Raw genomic sequence first — 16,014 nt, forward strand, 5'->3', positions numbered from 1 at the left:
AACCCATGAGCCTCATCCCCATAATCGGCCTGCCGAAGGGCCGCGCCGGCCAGTTCATCGTCGACGGCGTCGCCGACGGCTACGAGGCCTTCGCGCTCGTGCAGGCGGCACTCGAGATCGCGCGCGACAAGCCGGTGCTGTTCGTAGCACGCGACGGCCAGCGCCTGCCGTCGATCGTCGAGGCGCTGGCCTTTGCCGCGCCCGGGCTGCCGGTGCTGGAACTGCCGGCCTGGGACTGTTTGCCTTACGACCGCGTCTCGCCTGGCTCGGACGCCGCCGCCAAGCGGCTCGATGCGCTCACCGCCATGATCGCGCTGGCCAAGAAGCCGCATCGCGCTGTCATCCTCACCACCGCCAATGCGCTGCTGCAGCGCATTCCGCCGGCGAGCCTGGTCGAGTCGCAGACGTTCCACGCCAAGCCCGGCAACCAGATCGACATGAACGCTCTGGTGTCGCGGCTGGAGACCTCCGGCTTCGAGCGGGTGCCGACCGTGCGTGGAGTTGGCGAATTCGCGGTGCGCGGCGGCATCCTGGACCTGTTCGCGCCCGGTTGGACCGAGGCGCTGCGTCTCGATTTCTTCGGCGACACGCTGGAATCGATCCGCGTCTTCGACGCAGCGACCCAGCGCACCACCGGCCAGCGCAAGTCGATGGCGCTGCAGGCGATGAGCGAAGTGGCGCTGACGCCCGAAACCATCAGCCGTTTCCGCCGATCCTACATCGAAGCTTTTGGCGCGCCGCAGCGCGACGACGGGCTTTATGCGGCGGTCAGTGAAGGCCGCCGCTTTGCCGGCATGGAGCACTGGCTGCCGTTCTTCTACGAGCGGCTGGAGACGGTGTTCGACTATCTCCCGGACACACCGGTCATCTTCGATCATCTGGCGCATGAGGCGCTGGCCGAACGCCATACGCTGATCCTCGATCACTACGAGGCGCGCAAGAAGCAGGCCGACGGCGCGCTGAAGGACGCCGTGCCCTACAAGCCGGTGCCGCCGGACCTGCTTTATCTTTCGCCGGAAAACCTGGTGGCGTCGCTCGGGCCGCGCGAAGCGATCGACTTCACGCCCTTCGACGCGCCCGATGCCGGCGCCAAAAAGGTCTACCATGCCGGCTCGCGCCATGGCCGGAGTTTTGTCGAGGAACGCGCCGACCCCGGCATCAACGTCTTCGATGTCGTCGTCAAACACATTGCCGACGAGCGCGCGGCGCGCCGTCGCGTCGTTATTGCCGGCTGGACCGAGGGCTCGCTCGACCGGCTCGGCCAGATCCTGGCAGAACACCATCTCGGCAACCTCAGCCAGGTCGCGACGCTGGCCGAGGCGGAAAAGCTCGAGCCGGGGCAGGCGGCACTTGCCGTATTGCCGCTCGAATCCGGTTTCGAGACCGAAACGCTGGTCGTCGTCGCCGAGCAGGACATTCTCGGCGACCGGCTGATCCGGCGCTCGAAGCGCAAGAAGCGCGCGTCCGATTTCATCGCCGAGGCCTCGTCATTGTCCGCAGGCGACATCGTCGTCCACGCCGACCACGGCATTGGCCGCTTCATCGGCCTGCGCACCATCGAGGCGGTCGGTGCGCCGCATGACTGCCTGGAAATCCACTATGCCGGCGACGACCGGCTGTTCCTGCCGGTCGAAAACATCGAGCTTCTGTCGCGCTATGGTTCGGATTCAGCTGAAGCCTCGCTGGACAAGCTTGGCGGCGGCGCCTGGCAGTCGCGCAAGGCGCGTCTGAAGAAGCGCCTGCTCGACATGGCCGGGCAGTTGATCCGCATCGCCGCCGAGCGGCAGATGCGCGCCGCACCGGCTTTGGTGCCGGCAGACGGCCTCTATGGCGAATTCGCCGCCCGCTTCCCCTATGAGGAAACCGACGACCAGCAGACGGCGATCGACTCGGTCAGAGACGATCTGGCCGCCGGCAAACCAATGGACCGGTTGATCTGCGGCGATGTCGGCTTCGGCAAGACCGAAGTGGCGCTGCGCGCCGCCTTCATCGCGGCCATGGAAGGCTTTCAGGTCGCGGTCGTCGTGCCGACGACGCTGCTCTCGCGCCAGCATTTCAAGACGTTTTCACAGCGCTTTTCCGGCCTGCCGATCCGCGTCGGCCAGGCCTCGCGGCTGGTCGGCGCCAAGGAACTGGCAGAGACCAAGAAAGGCATCGCCGAGGGCCAGGTCGACATCGTCATCGGCACCCATGCGCTGCTCGGTTCCGCGATCTCGTTCAAGAATCTCGGCCTGCTGATCATCGACGAGGAGCAGCATTTTGGCGTCAAGCACAAGGAGCGGCTGAAGGATCTGAAGACCGATGTGCACGTGCTGACCCTGTCGGCAACGCCGATCCCGCGCACGCTGCAACTGGCGCTGACCGGGGTGCGCGAACTGTCGCTGATCGCCACACCGCCGGTCGACCGCATGGCGGTGCGCACCTTCATCTCGCCCTTCGATCCGCTGGTGATCCGCGAGACGCTTTTGCGCGAACGCTACCGCGGCGGCCATTCCTTCTATGTCGTGCCGCGCATCAGCGATCTCGCCGAAATCCATGATTTCCTGCGTGAATCCGTTCCGGAACTGAAAGTGGCGGTGGCCAATGGCCAGATGCCGCCGGGCGAACTCGACGACATCATGAACGCCTTTTATGACGGCCAGTACGACGTGCTGTTGTCGACGACGATCGTCGAATCCGGCCTCGATATCCCGACCGCCAACACGCTGATCGTGCATCGCGCCGACATGTTCGGCCTGTCGCAGCTCTACCAGTTGCGTGGCCGCGTCGGCCGCTCGAAGGTGCGCGCTTATGCGCTGTTCACGCTGCCGGCCAATCGCAAGCTGACCGACACCGCCGAGCGGCGGTTGAAGGTGCTGCAGTCGCTCGACACGTTGGGCGCCGGCTTCCAGCTTGCCAGCCACGATCTCGATATCAGAGGCGCCGGCAATCTTCTGGGCGAAGAGCAGTCCGGCCACATCAAGGAGGTCGGCTTCGAACTCTACCAGCAGATGCTGGAGGAAGCCGTTGCCGAAGTGAAGGATTCCGGCGAGGTGCAGGATGGCGGCTGGTCGCCGCAGATCGCTGTCGGCACGGCGGTGATGATCCCGGAAAGCTATGTTCCGGACCTGCAGCTCAGGCTGGCGCTCTATCGCCGCCTCGGCGATCTCGAAAACACTGAGGAGATCGATGCCTTCGGCGCCGAGTTGATCGACCGCTTCGGTCCGTTGCCCGAGGAGGTGAAGCACCTGTTGAAGATCGTCTTCATCAAGGCGCTCTGCCGCAAGGCCAATGTCGAAAAGCTCGATGCCGGGCCAAAGGGTGTCGTCATCCATTTCCGCAAGCGCGAGTTTTCCAATCCCGTCGGGCTGGTCAAGTTCATCGGCGAGCAGGGCTCGCTGGCCAAGATCCGCCCGGACCACAGCGTCGTGTTCAGCCGCGACTGGGCGACTGCCGAAAAGCGGCTGGCCGGATCGGCGGTGGTGATGACGCAATTGGCGCGGCTGGCGGCGGCATAGCCGGCTCATTCGCCAGCGCTGAAATTCCGGTCTAGAATAGGAAATCGGCTTCGTGTATGGAGCCGCCACCCCATATAGGGGCTGAAATGGCGAGCGCGGGTGTTCGCTGGAAAGAGCGTTGGGTGCAACGATGACGAAATGGTCACCGAATTCCTGGAGATCGATGCCGATCAAGCAGGTTCCTGCTTATCCGGATCTCACCGCGCTCAAGAACACGGAAGCCCAGCTCGCCACCTTTCCGCCGCTGGTTTTTGCAGGTGAGGCACGCAAGCTGAAGAAGCAGCTTGCGGCTGTCGCTGCCGGTGACGCATTCCTTCTGCAGGGCGGCGATTGCGCCGAGAGCTTTGCCGAACATGGCGCGGACAACATCCGCGACTTCTTCCGCGTCTTCCTGCAGATGTCGGTGGTGCTGACCTTTGCCGGCGCACAGCCGGTGGTCAAGGTCGGCCGTGTCGCCGGCCAGTTCGCCAAGCCGCGCTCGTCCGACAACGAGACCAAGGGTGAGGTGACGCTGCCGAGCTACCGCGGCGACATCATCAACGGCATCGAGTTCGACGCCAAGTCGCGTATTCCAGATCCCGCACGGCAGGAGATGGCGTACCGCCAGTCGGCGGCGACGCTCAACTTGCTGCGCGCCTTCGCACAGGGCGGCTATGCCAGCCTGGAGAACGTGCACAGCTGGATGCTCGGCTTCGTCTCCGACAGCCCGCAGGGCGAAAAATACGAGTCGTTGGCCAACCGCATCACCGAGACGATGGACTTCATGAAGGCCGTCGGCATCACCTCGGAGACCAACTACGCGCTGCGCGAGACCGATTTCTACACCAGCCACGAGGCGCTGTTGCTCGGCTACGAGGAGGCGCTGACCCGCGTCGATTCGACTTCGGGCGACTGGTACGCAACCTCCGGCCACATGATCTGGATCGGCGACCGTACGCGCCAGCCCGACCATGCGCATGTCGAATATTGCCGCGGCATCAAGAACCCGCTCGGCCTGAAATGCGGCCCGTCGCTGACGCCGGACGGTCTGCTGCAGCTCATCGACCTGCTCAACCCGGAAAACGAGCCGGGACGGCTGACGCTGATCGCGCGCTTCGGATCCGACAAGGTCGCCGACCATTTGCCCAAGCTGGTGCGCGCGGTGAAGAAGGAAGGCCGCAGCGTCGTCTGGTCGTCGGACCCGATGCATGGCAACACTATCGAGGCCGCCGGCTACAAAACGCGGCCGTTCGACCGCATCCTCAAGGAGGTGCAGACCTTCTTCGAAGTGCATCGCGCCGAAGGCACGCATCCTGGCGGCATCCATGTCGAGATGACCGGCAAGAATGTGACGGAATGCACCGGTGGCGCCCGCGCCATCACCGCCGAGGAATTGCAGGATCGCTATCACACCCATTGCGACCCGCGCCTCAACGCCGACCAGGCGATCGAACTGGCGTTCCTGGTGTCGGATCTGCTCAAGAAGAGCCATCCGGTGCAGCACAAGCAGGTTGCAAACGGCTAAGCCTGCCGGCTTGAGTTAAGTTGATCAAAAGCGCTGGAGAAATCCGGCGCTTTTTTCGTTTCGCGGCCATGCATGACGGGCCGTCCTCACATCCGGGCATACGAAAATGTGTTCGCACGCGACCATTGCAAAACCAAGATTGAGGCGGAACGCGGAAGCTCCGAGTTCTCTCTATCCGGTCGCCAGCACCATGCGCCACGAGCATGCTATCATCCACCACCGCGCGCTTGACTTCTGGTCGGCGCGTGCCGCGGTCCTCGTCATCATCTGCCTACAGCTTCTCGTCATCAACGACCTGTCGTTCGGGCCGCGCTGGCTGGCACCCGTGATCGAGGCGACGCTGCTTGTGCCGCTGTCGATCGCGACGGCCTGGACGCAAATGGCGACGCAGAGGGCCGTCGACCACGAGCACTGGTATGCGATCGGCCAGTTTCGCGTCTACATCCGCCGGACGGCCCTGGTCATGACAGGCGTCATCAGCATCATGAACTGCGGCGCACTGGTCCTGCTGGTAAAGGCGCTGCTCGAAGGCCACGCGGGCGCCGGAACGACGCTGCTGGTCGATGCGCTGAACATCTGGGTCACCAACGTCATCGTCTTCGCCTTGTGGTTCTGGAGCACCGACCGGGGCGGGCCGCCGACCTGCGGTCTGGTCAAGCGCGCGCAGGCTGACTTCCTGTTTCCACAAATGACGCTGCCCGACCGCGAAACCCATGGCTGGCTGCCGGGCTTCATCGACTATGTGTTCCTGGCCTTCACCAATGCGACAGCGTTCTCGCCCACCGACACCTTGCCGCTCAGCCAGCGCGCCAAGCTGCTGATGATGGCGGAGGCGATGATCTCGCTGCTGACGATTGCGCTGGTGGCAGCGCGTGCCGTCAACATTTTGGCATAGGCACTAGCGCCCGCGTTCCCAGCGCAACTCCTTCAGGCGGGGGTCGGAAAAAGCGGTCCTGGAAAACTCGAGACGCTTTTCCGGAAATTCGCCGATCGCCTGCACGCCGAAGGCGCCGAGGCGGATGCGCCAGGTCTGTGGTTCCAGCGGTTTGGCCTTGGTGAAACCCTTGCAGGTCAGAAGCGCGATGTTGGCGCCTTTTGGGTCGCGCGCCGACCGATAGCGGATCGCCTGCATCCCGGCCTCGCGTGCGATATCGGCAATGGACTGGCAAGCGGCATAGTCGGTCGGATGCGTCCACGCCGCCTCATCGCGATCGAGTGGTGGCCGCGTCAGGTCGATCGCTTTGTCGATACGTATCGCAGCCGCGAAGGCGGTGTATTCGGCGGCGTCGTGCGGCCAGGGTGTGTCAGGCGATTCGGCAAAGAACAGCAGCCTGTAGAAGGCCATTTCGGCAACCGCGGTCATCATCGTTTCCGCGGCATAGTAGACGCCCAAGGTCTTGCCGGCGCGGCGGAAGCGCGAGCCGTGCGGATAGACCGAGCCGTAGCGGAACGGCGTCGCCAGGAGATAGTGGAGATGCCGGCATTCAAGCGGGATCTGCGGCTTGGTTTCCTCGATCAGCTCTTCCAGCAGCGCCTGCTCGTCAAGCGTGTCGACGACTTTCAGCGTCGAGACACGGTGCTGCGCCTCGACCATGCGCCAGTATTTGCCGTCGAGGCGGACGGCTTCAGACGAGAGCGCGTCGGGAGTCCAGATAGGCAATGACATCGACAAGCCCGGAAATGGTCAGGATTTTTTCAAGCGGGCTGCTGTCGAACGCCGTATTGGCGTTCTTCAGCCACGCGCGGGCGACGGTCTCGTCACCGCCGACGATGGCGTCGAGCGAGCGGAACAGCCGCACGAACAGCACCGCCAATTCGAACGGCTTGGTGCCGCGCTCCAGCAGGAATTCCTGCCGGCGCATGCGCGAAACCGTGGCTTCCGAAACACCGATGACGGAAGCCAGCATCCTGGCGGTAATGTCCAAAAGGTCGGCGGCGCGTAGTGTGGCCTTGGTCAGGACCGCATTTTCGGCTGCATTGGCAGCAATTCGAGGCTGTGTCACGGACATAGGCTTTCCATTTCTGTGGGAAATATAGTCCACAAAAATTCATATGGAAAGATGCTGGATCAAAACAATTCGAGGTGCGACCGGCAACTTGCGGCGGAAGGGTCAGTCCTTCTTGTAAAGCAGCCAGCTTTTGCCGGCGCGGCCGGCCATCGCCGAATGCTTGGTCACGCGGTTGCGCCCGCTGACCTTGGAGCGATAGAGCGCCCGGTCCGCCTTGGTGTACAGGTCCTCGGCACTGTCGGCCTCGGATGCCATGCAGATGCCCATGGATACGGTGACGGTGCCGTAATTGGTGCCGGTCTGGCTGCTGGTGAACGGCGTCTGTTCGATCAGCTGGCGGATGCGCTCGGCGATCTCGTAGGTAGTGTCCTCGCTGACACCCTCGATGATCAGCGCGAATTCCTCGCCGCCGGTACGGGCCACGAACATGTCGCCGGCAATGCTGGTCTGGAAAATGTCGGCGACGATCTGGATGATCTTGTCGCCGACCGGGTGGCCGTAGCGATCGTTGATGTCCTTGAAGCGGTCGATGTCGGCAAGGATCAGGGCGTTGAACAGGATGCCCTTGTTGCTGGTGTAGATTCTGGTGATCTGCTTGTCGAAGGCGCGGCGGTTCCAGATATGGGTCAACGGATCGGTGTCGGCGAGCCGCTTGTACTCTTCGAGCTTGGACTTGACGCTTTCGAGTTCAGCCGTCTTGTCGCTCAGCGTGGTTGCAACCTGCTTGCCGTGGTCGATCGTGGAATTGGTGGCGGCCGATATGGCGCTGACGACTTTTTGCAGCAGATCCTGCGAAAGCAGGCTGCGATTGGAAAGTCCGCTCGACGTTTCGTCGAGGATCCTGCCGTATTTCTCGATATGGCTGCGTTCATTGCGCAGCAGCGAGGCGATGTCCTCGAGCTCGCTGGCTAGGACGTCGCGCGCCTGCTCGACAATGCCCGGACCATGGTGCTGCGCAAAGAAGGTGCGGCCGATCTTGTCCAGCTCCTCTTGCGTCGGCCGGTTGCTCAACGAGACGACGGCTAGGCTGAGCTCGCGATTGGTGCCGTTCAGCGCCTCGTAGAAGATTTCATAGTTGCGCGGCAGGCCGAGCACACCGAGCTGACGCATGGTGGTCACAACGGTGGTTGCGATGTCTGCATTTCGGTCGGTCTGGACGGCTACCGGCTGCATGTGCTGTTCACTCTACCCTGGGAGCCTTCGCAGACCTGCGAGTGCAAGATGTCGCCGACGGGGCGTGAGCCGAATTCCAGGTCAACCTTCGAAAAGCCGCGTCCCCATCACGACTTTCGCTGGCAAGGACCATAGATGCGGGGGCGCTAAAGTTTCCTTAATGTCACCTGGTTTCTCTACCTCAGGCTGCAAAAGGGTTGCTGCCCGTGTCGCGGGAATTCAAAACACGCCCACGCGGTGTCGCATTTGCCGGTACGCGACGGCGGCAGAACTGGAATCCTGCCAGTGTAGCGAAACCATGAATGGCGCTATCAAATGGAGGCGGGGATGGATGACAATCACAGCGGATCGTGCCTGTGCGGGGCGGTGCGCTTCAAGACGCGGGGAGCTTTGCGCGGGGTGGTCTATTGCCACTGCTCGCAATGCCGCAAGCAGAGCGGGCATTTCTACGCCGCAACCAATGTCCCCGATGAAAACATCACGATAACGGGAACCGAGGGCATCACCTGGTACGAGGCGTCTTCGTTTGCCAGGCGCGGCTTCTGCAAGACATGCGGTTCGCTGCTGTTCTGGAAGCCGCGGCACGACGCCTATGTTTCGGTCATGGCCGGGCTGTTCGACAAGCCCACCGGGCTCGAGGGTCAGTGCCACATCTTCGTCGGCGACAAGGGCGACTATTATGCGATCGACGACGCGCTGCCGCAGTTCGAGAAGTCGACGCCGTCGGTCAAGGTGGCCGAGGAGTGACAGTGCGGGCCCATGATTTTTGAAGCAGCTGCCTTATTCCCTTGATCCGGCCATTGCGTTATCCCCTGCCGGTGATTCCAGGGGATTTGAGCATGCAGCGGCTTATCGATGCTTTCTTCAATTCAGTGCGGGCGTTTCGCAAGCTGGCCGCCAGCGAAAAGGCTTTTCAGCAGGAGCTGATGCTGCTGGTGCTTGCCTTGCCGCTTGGCTGGTTTGTCTCGGTGTCGTGGCGCGGCTACGCGCTGCTGATCGGCGCGGTGCTGCTTTTGATCATGGTCGAGGTTCTGAACACCGGCATCGAGGCAGCCTGCGATGCGTTCAGCCGGGAGTTCAACGTCGATATCCAGCTGGCCAAGGATTGCGGTTCGCTGGCGGTGCTGATTTCGGTGCTGATCGTGGCCGGCGTCTGGGGCATCGCCATCATCGAGCGCATCACCGGACTACCGATCTGACACCTCAGGCACTACATGACGGTATCCAAAGGAGACTGTCATGGCCGAGGCCACCGATTTCTTGCTGCTTGAGCGGGCGGGCCTGCCGGACGATCTGCGCTGGCTGGTCGAAAAATACCCGCGTGAAAACTGGCAGGGCCATGCCAACATCCATGGCATGGCCAACATGTGGCTGCAGCGGCACGATATGTTCCGCGAGCTCGGCGGCATGCTCGGCAACGGCATCGGCGACTATCGCGAGGGCAGGCTGACGGCACCGGATTTCGCCCGCTGGTTCGCGCCGCGCCTCAACCATTTTCTTGGGCACCTCGACGGCCACCACAATGTCGAGGACTATCAATACTTCCCGGTCTTCGCCAAAGCCGAGCCGCGGCTGAAACGCGGCTTCGAGATTCTCGATGCGGATCACCACACGATCCATGAAAGTCTGGAGCGCAATGCCGAGACGGCGAATGCCTTCATCAAGACGCTGCAGGAGAGCGAAGACAAGCAGCGCTTTGCCGCTGAAGCCTATGCCAACGAAAACAGCCGGCTGATCGCCATGCTGACCAGGCATCTTGCCGATGAGGAGGATTTGATCATCCCGCTGATCCTAGACCGCGGCGACCGCGCCTTGATCGAGGACGACGACTGAACTACGTGGCGTCGCTATCGCGGGCGTCCTTGGCGCGTTCCTTTTTGGCAACATTGCGGGCGAGGAGCCAGGCAAGGATGGCGACGGCAAGCCCGATGGCGAGCGCTACCAACAGCCGTTCGTGACGATGCAGTGCCTGGCCGACGATACGCTCGGCGCCCAGTCCGAAGACATAGCCGATGGTGCAGAACAATGCCGCCCAGGCCAGCGACGAGATGGCGTTGAGAATGACAAAGCGTCTCACCGTGATGCTGGCAAAGCCGGCTGCTATGCCGCCGACCAGGCGCAGGCCGTAGATGTAGCGGTTCGACAGCACGAAGATGTTGGGGTGCGAGGAGACCATACGGTAGGCGTGATTGAAGCCCGGCCTGGCTTTCAGTTTGAGAACGTAGGGATGGTCGGCAAAGCTTCGCCCAAGGGTGAAGAAGAAGGTGTCGCCGACGAAGGCGCCGAGGGCGGCTGCCAGGAAGGCCTGCAACAGGATGAAGACGTGCTGGTGCGCGAAGAAGCCGCCAAGGATGGCAGCACTTTCACCCTCGGCGATGCAGCCGAGAAAGACGGCGATCAGCCCATACTGCTCGATGAGATGATGGATGGTCTCCGTCATGATGTCTGCGGCATCAGCCGTTCGTCGATCCGCTTCAGCCGGTCGGCGATCTCTGCGATCTCGTCACGCATGCCGATGATCTGGCTGTGGCGCAGTTCGTCGAGCTTTTCATGCAGCGCCATGATCTCGATCTCGGCCTTGAGATTGACCTCATAGTCGTGGGCGGCGTCGATGCGGTCGCGTGCGGCCTGACGGTTCTGCGACATCATGATCACCGGCGCCTGCAGGGCGGCGATCATCGACAGGACGAGATTGAGGAAGATGAAGGGGTAGGGGTCGAACGAACTTTGCCCCAGCAGCCACCAATTGCCACCGATCCAGAGGATCAGGAAAGCGATGAAGGAAAGGATGAACGACCATGAGCCGCCGACGCGGGCGATGGCATCGGCGATACGGTCGCCCGCGCCCTGAAGGCCGGCCAGACTGTCATTGATGTCTTGCGATATCGGCTTGCGGTCGACGGTGCTCTGCAGCACGCGTCGCTCGAGCTCGCTGAGAGCCTCCGGCGTTCGCTTCAGCCAGCGGTTGGCGAGTTCGGGCACGGTCTTGTTCATGGATGTCTCCATCGGAAAAGCATCGGCTTGGCAGCCTCGTCTGCATATAGGAAGATGGCGCTCCGTCAAAAGCGTGGCGTGAGGATGCGAGCAAAAATGCCCGATTTCGCGAAGATCCGTGCCCGCGCAGCAAAACGCAAAGGCGGCGAGGCGCAGCTGTCGTCGCTGCTCGGGCCTTTGCCCAACAATGCCGCGGTGGCGAAAGTTGCAGACGACCGCATTCTCTCGACGATGGCCGAGCGGGTGTTTGCCGCCGGCTTCGTCTGGCGCGTCATCGAACAGAAATGGCTCGGTTTCGAGGAGGCGTTTCTCGGCTTCGAGCCGAAGCGGCTGCTGTTCCAGCCGGATGATTTCTGGCACGATTTGACGGCCGACAAGCGCATCGTGCGCAACCCGCAGAAGATCAAATCCGTGCGCGACAACGCCGCCTTCGTCGAGCGTGTGTCGAAGGAGCATGGCGGTTTCGGCAAGTTTCTCGCCGAATGGCCTGCCGACGACCAGGTCGGGCTGATGGCTTATCTCGGCAAGCATGGCAGCCGGCTCGGCGGCAACACCGGCCAGTATTTTCTGCGCTGGCTGGAGTGGGATGCCTTCATCATTTCGGCCGACATGGGAGCGGCGCTGCGCGATGCCGGCCTCGACATCGCGGAAAGTCCGACATCGAAGAAGGATCTCGGCAAGATCCAGGCCCAGATCAATGCTTGGGCGGTCGAAACCGGCCTGCCGCGTCGCCACATTTCGCGCATTCTGGCGATGTCGATCGGCGAGAACCATTCGCCGGAATCGTTGCGCGAATATATGGGCGAATAGGCTGGTCGCCGTCAGGTCAGAATTGGTCCAAACGAACGCCATTGCCCGGGCAAATTTGGCGCGCTAAGTCAGCAGGCATGACCAAGAAGACCGCCCCCGATATTCTGCGCATCGCTGTTGCCCAGCTCAACCCGACGGTCGGCGATGTCGCCGGCAATCTTGCCAAGGCGCGCGAGGCGAGGGCGGATGCCGCCCGCCAGGGCGCCGACATCGTGCTGTTCACCGAGCTTTTCCTCGCCGGCTACCCGCCGGAGGATCTGGTGCTGAAGCCGGCCTTCCTGAAGGCCTGTGAAAAGGCGGCGCAGGACTTTGCCGGCGATACATCAGATGGCGGCCCAGGCGTCATCATCGGCACGCCGTTGAAGCGTAAGAGCGGCACGCATAACTCGATCATCTTTGCCGATGGCGGCAAGATCCTGGCCGAGCGTTACAAGCTCGATTTACCGAATTACGGCGAGTTCGATGAGAAGCGCGTCTTCCAGGCCGGACCCGAGGCTCAGGGACCCGTCAATTTCCGTGGCGTGCGCATCGGAATTCCAATCTGCGAGGACATTTGGGGCGACGTCGGCATCTGTGAGACGTTGGCCGAAAGCGGCGCGGAAATCCTGCTGGTGCCGAACGGCTCGCCCTATTATCGCGCCAAGATCGATGTGCGCCATCAGGTCGTTATCCGCCAGGTCATAGAAACCGGTCTGCCGATGATCTATGCCAATCAAGTCGGCGGCCAGGACGAGTTGATCTTCGACGGCGCGTCCTTTGCCATCGGCACCGACAAGACGCTGGCTTTCCAGATGAGCCAGTTCGAGGAGACGGTCGACGTCACCACCTGGAAGCGCACGGATGCGGGCTGGGTCTGCTCGGAAGGGCCGATGTCGAAAATCCCCGAGCGCGAGGAGGCGGACTACCGCGCCTGCATGCTGGGCCTGCGCGACTACGTCAACAAGAACGGCTTCAAGAACGTCGTGCTTGGCCTTTCCGGCGGCATCGATTCGGCGATCTGCGCCGCCCTTGCCGTCGATGCGCTTGGCGAAGAACGGCTGCGCGCCGTGATGATGCCTTACCGCTACACCTCGAAGGACTCGCTCGCAGACGCCGAGGCTTGCGCCCGTGCGCTCGGCTGCCGCTATGACATCGTGCCGATCTTCGAGCCGGTCGAAGGGTTTCTGCACACGCTGACGCAGATGTTCGAGGGCACCAAGGAAGGCATCACCGAAGAAAATCTGCAGAGCCGCGCGCGCGGCACCATCCTGATGGCGATCTCCAACAAGTTTGGCTCAATGGTCGTCACCACCGGCAACAAGAGCGAGATGTCGGTCGGCTACGCCACGCTCTATGGCGACATGAATGGCGGCTTCAATCCGATAAAAGACCTCTACAAGATGCAGGTCTATGCGCTGTCGCGCTGGCGCAACGGCCATGTACCGCCGGGTGCGCTCGGCCCTTCAGGCGAGGTGATCCCAAAAAACATCATCGACAAGGCGCCGTCGGCGGAACTGCGCGAGAACCAGACGGACCAGGATTCACTGCCGCCCTATCCGGTGCTGGACGATATCCTCGAATGCCTGGTCGAAAACGAGATGGGCGTCGACGACATCGTTGCACGCGGCCATGAACGGGCGACGGTGACACGCATCGAGCACCTGCTCTACATCGCCGAATACAAGCGCCGGCAGGCGGCACCTGGTGTAAAGATCACCCGGAAGAACTTTGGCCGCGACCGCCGCTATCCGATCACCAATCGATTCAGGGATCGCGGGTAAATATCTGTTTTGACTTGATGAACCCGGGGGGCGTGCATGTTTGTCAGTTATTTCAGGGGAACGCCTGAGTATCACATTGTCCGCTTCAAGAACGGCAAGATCCTTGAGCAGGGGCGCGGCATCAGCTTCTGGTACGGCACGCTCGGCACCACCATCGCGATGGTGCCGGTAACGTCGCTCGACAACCCCTTCATCTTCACCGAAACGACGGCGAACTTTCAGGATCTGGCGATCCAGGGTTCGGTCAGCTACCGCATTGTCGATCCGGTCAAGGCGGCGGAAGGTTTCGACTTCAGCGCCAGGCTCAGACGTGCCGATATCGCCGGCGACGGCCGCGAGAAGATCGCCGAACGTCTCGTTCTCGCTATCCAGAGCCATGCGCGCGCCGTGGTGTCGCGGATGAGCCTGGAGCAGGCGCTGGCCGAGGTGACCAAGCTCGGCGGCAATCTGGCCGAACTGCTGCGCAGCGACCCGATTGCGTCGACGGCAGGCCTGTCCATCGAAGAGGTTCACATAACCTCGGCGCAGCCGACACCTGAGATCCGGCAGGCCCTGCAGACCGAGTACCGCGAGACCTTGCAGCGCCAGGCCGACGAGGCGATCTATGCGCGCCGGGCGCATGCGGTGGAAAAAGAGCGCGAGATCAAGCAGAGCGAACTGGCCACCGAGATCGAGCTGGCCGAACGCAACAAGGTTCTGGTCGACACCGAGGCGCGCAACAAGCTGACGCTCGCCGAGGCCGATGCCAAGGCGCAGCAGCTCGAACTCACCGTCTATTCGTCGGCGCCGGCCAATGTGCTGACGGCGATGGCCTTCAAGGCCTGGGCGGAAAAGGGCGGTTCGGTCGGCAATCTGTCGATCACGCCCGACATGCTGACCAGTGCGCTGAGCCAGCTTGCCACGCCGGCGAAAGCCGGGCCTTCGAAGTGATCTAGTGGCCAGCGAGGGCAATGACAGGCCGATCGATCGGGTGATTGTCGTCACCCGCAAGACCGAGCTTGAGGAACTGACGGCGCGCTTCAACACACAAGGCCAGGCCCGCTTTTATCTGAGGCAAGCCGGCATGAATTTCGATCCGGTCAAGGCCGCGCACGATACCTATCATCGGGCGCTCGAAATGGTGATGGGCTCGCTTCCGGCCGGTCTCAAACAATTGCGGCTCGACCGCGAACTGGTGCCGCAGTTCGAATTCGGTTCCGATGTGGTGATTGCGCTCGGACAGGACGGGCTGGTCTCCAACACGGCGAAATACCTGCCACACCAGCCGCTGATCGGCATCAATCCGGATCCGGCGCTTTTCGACGGTGCGCTCCTGCCGTGGCGCGCCGACGACACCGAACGCGTGCTGGCGATGACGATCGCCGGCAAGGCGCGCCGGCAAGCCGTGGTCATGGCCGAGGCGCGCTCCCGGGACGGGCGCCGGCTGATCGCCTTCAACGACCTGTTCGTCGGCGCCCGCACGCATGTCTCGGCGCGCTACGATCTCAGCTACAACGGCAGGACCGAACGCCAGTCGTCGAGCGGCATCATCATTTCGACCGGTGCCGGCTCGACCGGCTGGCTGCGCTCGGTCATGGCGGGTGCCGCCGGTCTGGCCGCGGCCTATGGTGATACCTCAGTGCCGACAGTGCCGCCGCAGGGCTATGACCGGGAAGGCGAGCAGCTGTTCTTTTCGGTGCGCGAACCGTTTCCGAGCAAGACGACAGGCGTATCGCTGGTGCATGGCGTCATCACCCGCGAGCGTCCGCTTGTCGTGTCTTCGCGGCTGAGCAAGGGCGGCGTGGTTTTCAGCGACGGCATGGAAATGGATTTCGTCGATTTCAATTCCGGCACGGATATGTCGATCACCATCGCCGATCAGAAGGCCTATCTCGTGGTGCGGTGACCGCCCGGCACCGGCTGAGCGTTGTTGTTGCAAAATCGTCTCACTGGTTGGACCAGATGCGCTTTCGGCGGTTCCCTGTCTTGGCGAGGCGTTGAGCCGTCCTTATAAGAACGTCTCCGCGATTCCCCTTTGGGAGGACCGAATGCTAGGATTTGACATTATTATGCGAGGCCGCGAAGCCTAGGTCTCAAACGGCGCGCCGGAAGGTTTCGACCTTCGCTGCAAAGCCCTTCTGAGAACAGGCGTTCGTCGATGCCGGTCGCCACCCGACAAATCGGGTGTGCCGCCAAATATGCCGAACCTTCCGCATTCCTGGGCGAATTGCCCTAACGCGGTTTCTTCAATTTTCGACCTTACCGGGATCGGGCTCGTTTGCGCCCGA

The 16,014-nt window shown here is 62.4% G+C and carries 15 protein-coding genes; 10 read left to right on the forward strand and 5 right to left on the reverse strand.

The features are described 5' to 3' along the window. The first annotated feature begins 5 nt into the window (after positions 1–5). The 3 genes from mfd (at position 6) to AC1DXU_RS23150 (ending at position 5,896) form a co-directional block, all read left to right on the forward strand. Positions 6–3,497: a transcription-repair coupling factor gene (mfd, locus tag AC1DXU_RS23140; protein ID WP_477372720.1), complete on the forward strand. Its 3,492-nt coding sequence runs from the start codon at positions 6–8 to the stop codon at positions 3,495–3,497. A 130-nt stretch (positions 3,498–3,627) separates the two neighbouring features. Next, positions 3,628–5,001: a class II 3-deoxy-7-phosphoheptulonate synthase gene (locus AC1DXU_RS23145; protein ID WP_477314240.1), complete on the forward strand. Its 1,374-nt coding sequence runs from the start codon at positions 3,628–3,630 to the stop codon at positions 4,999–5,001. Between the two features lie 190 nt (positions 5,002–5,191). Next, entirely contained in the window at positions 5,192–5,896 is a 705-nt protein-coding gene (locus tag AC1DXU_RS23150; protein ID WP_477372722.1) for a hypothetical protein, read from the forward strand. A 3-nt stretch (positions 5,897–5,899) separates the two neighbouring features. Here AC1DXU_RS23150 and AC1DXU_RS23155 read toward each other — a convergent pair whose 3' ends face one another. The 3 genes from AC1DXU_RS23155 to AC1DXU_RS23165 all read right to left on the reverse strand — a co-directional run bounded on the left by AC1DXU_RS23155 (position 5,900) and on the right by AC1DXU_RS23165 (position 8,183). After that, positions 5,900–6,667: an RES family NAD+ phosphorylase gene (locus AC1DXU_RS23155; protein ID WP_477372724.1), complete on the reverse strand. Its 768-nt coding sequence runs from the start codon at positions 6,665–6,667 to the stop codon at positions 5,900–5,902. Further along, positions 6,627–7,010, reverse strand: coding sequence for an antitoxin Xre/MbcA/ParS toxin-binding domain-containing protein (locus AC1DXU_RS23160; protein ID WP_477372726.1), 384 nt, complete (start codon positions 7,008–7,010; stop codon positions 6,627–6,629). Before AC1DXU_RS23160 ends, AC1DXU_RS23155 begins: the two co-directional genes overlap by 41 nt. Positions 7,011–7,112: 102 nt before the next feature. Continuing rightward, positions 7,113–8,183: a GGDEF domain-containing protein gene (locus AC1DXU_RS23165; protein WP_477372728.1), complete on the reverse strand. Its 1,071-nt coding sequence runs from the start codon at positions 8,181–8,183 to the stop codon at positions 7,113–7,115. Between the two features lie 327 nt (positions 8,184–8,510). Here AC1DXU_RS23165 and AC1DXU_RS23170 point away from each other — a divergent pair, with 327 nt between their 5' ends. The 3 genes from AC1DXU_RS23170 (at position 8,511) to AC1DXU_RS23180 (ending at position 10,016) form a co-directional block, all read left to right on the forward strand. Next, on the forward strand, positions 8,511–8,930 hold the full coding sequence (locus AC1DXU_RS23170; RefSeq protein WP_477372730.1) for a GFA family protein: 420 nt from the start codon (positions 8,511–8,513) through the stop codon (positions 8,928–8,930). A gap of 92 nt (positions 8,931–9,022) precedes the next feature. Next, entirely contained in the window at positions 9,023–9,382 is a 360-nt protein-coding gene (locus AC1DXU_RS23175; protein ID WP_477314252.1) for a diacylglycerol kinase, read from the forward strand. A 40-nt stretch (positions 9,383–9,422) separates the two neighbouring features. After that, entirely contained in the window at positions 9,423–10,016 is a 594-nt protein-coding gene (locus tag AC1DXU_RS23180) for a hemerythrin domain-containing protein (protein WP_477314254.1), read from the forward strand. A gap of 1 nt (position 10,017) precedes the next feature. Here the strand turns inward: AC1DXU_RS23180 and AC1DXU_RS23185 are convergent, their stop codons facing one another. Both AC1DXU_RS23185 and AC1DXU_RS23190 read right to left on the reverse strand, forming a co-directional pair. Continuing rightward, positions 10,018–10,623, reverse strand: a complete 606-nt coding sequence (locus AC1DXU_RS23185; protein WP_477372732.1) for a DedA family protein — start codon at positions 10,621–10,623, stop codon at positions 10,018–10,020. Then, the gene (locus AC1DXU_RS23190) at positions 10,620–11,177 is read right to left on the reverse strand and encodes a DUF1003 domain-containing protein (protein WP_477314258.1); all 558 of its coding nucleotides are present in this window, start codon (positions 11,175–11,177) and stop codon (positions 10,620–10,622) included. The genes AC1DXU_RS23185 and AC1DXU_RS23190 overlap by 4 nt, the downstream gene beginning before the upstream one ends. Before the next feature lie 96 nt (positions 11,178–11,273). On the opposite strand from AC1DXU_RS23190, the gene AC1DXU_RS23195 reads away from it, so the two are divergent. The 4 genes from AC1DXU_RS23195 (at position 11,274) to AC1DXU_RS23210 (ending at position 15,632) form a co-directional block, all read left to right on the forward strand. Continuing rightward, positions 11,274–11,987, forward strand: coding sequence for a DNA-3-methyladenine glycosylase I (locus tag AC1DXU_RS23195; RefSeq protein ID WP_477372734.1), 714 nt, complete (start codon positions 11,274–11,276; stop codon positions 11,985–11,987). Positions 11,988–12,064: 77 nt separating this feature from the next. Then, on the forward strand, positions 12,065–13,747 hold the full coding sequence (locus tag AC1DXU_RS23200) for an NAD+ synthase (RefSeq protein WP_477372736.1): 1,683 nt from the start codon (positions 12,065–12,067) through the stop codon (positions 13,745–13,747). A gap of 36 nt (positions 13,748–13,783) precedes the next feature. Beyond that, positions 13,784–14,677: an SPFH domain-containing protein gene (locus AC1DXU_RS23205; protein WP_477314288.1), complete on the forward strand. Its 894-nt coding sequence runs from the start codon at positions 13,784–13,786 to the stop codon at positions 14,675–14,677. A 4-nt stretch (positions 14,678–14,681) separates the two neighbouring features. Beyond that, positions 14,682–15,632, forward strand: coding sequence for a diacylglycerol kinase catalytic domain-containing protein (locus AC1DXU_RS23210; RefSeq protein WP_477372738.1), 951 nt, complete (start codon positions 14,682–14,684; stop codon positions 15,630–15,632). Positions 15,633–16,014 lie beyond the last annotated feature (382 nt).

The organism is Mesorhizobium sp. P3_A10 (assembly GCF_056403175.1).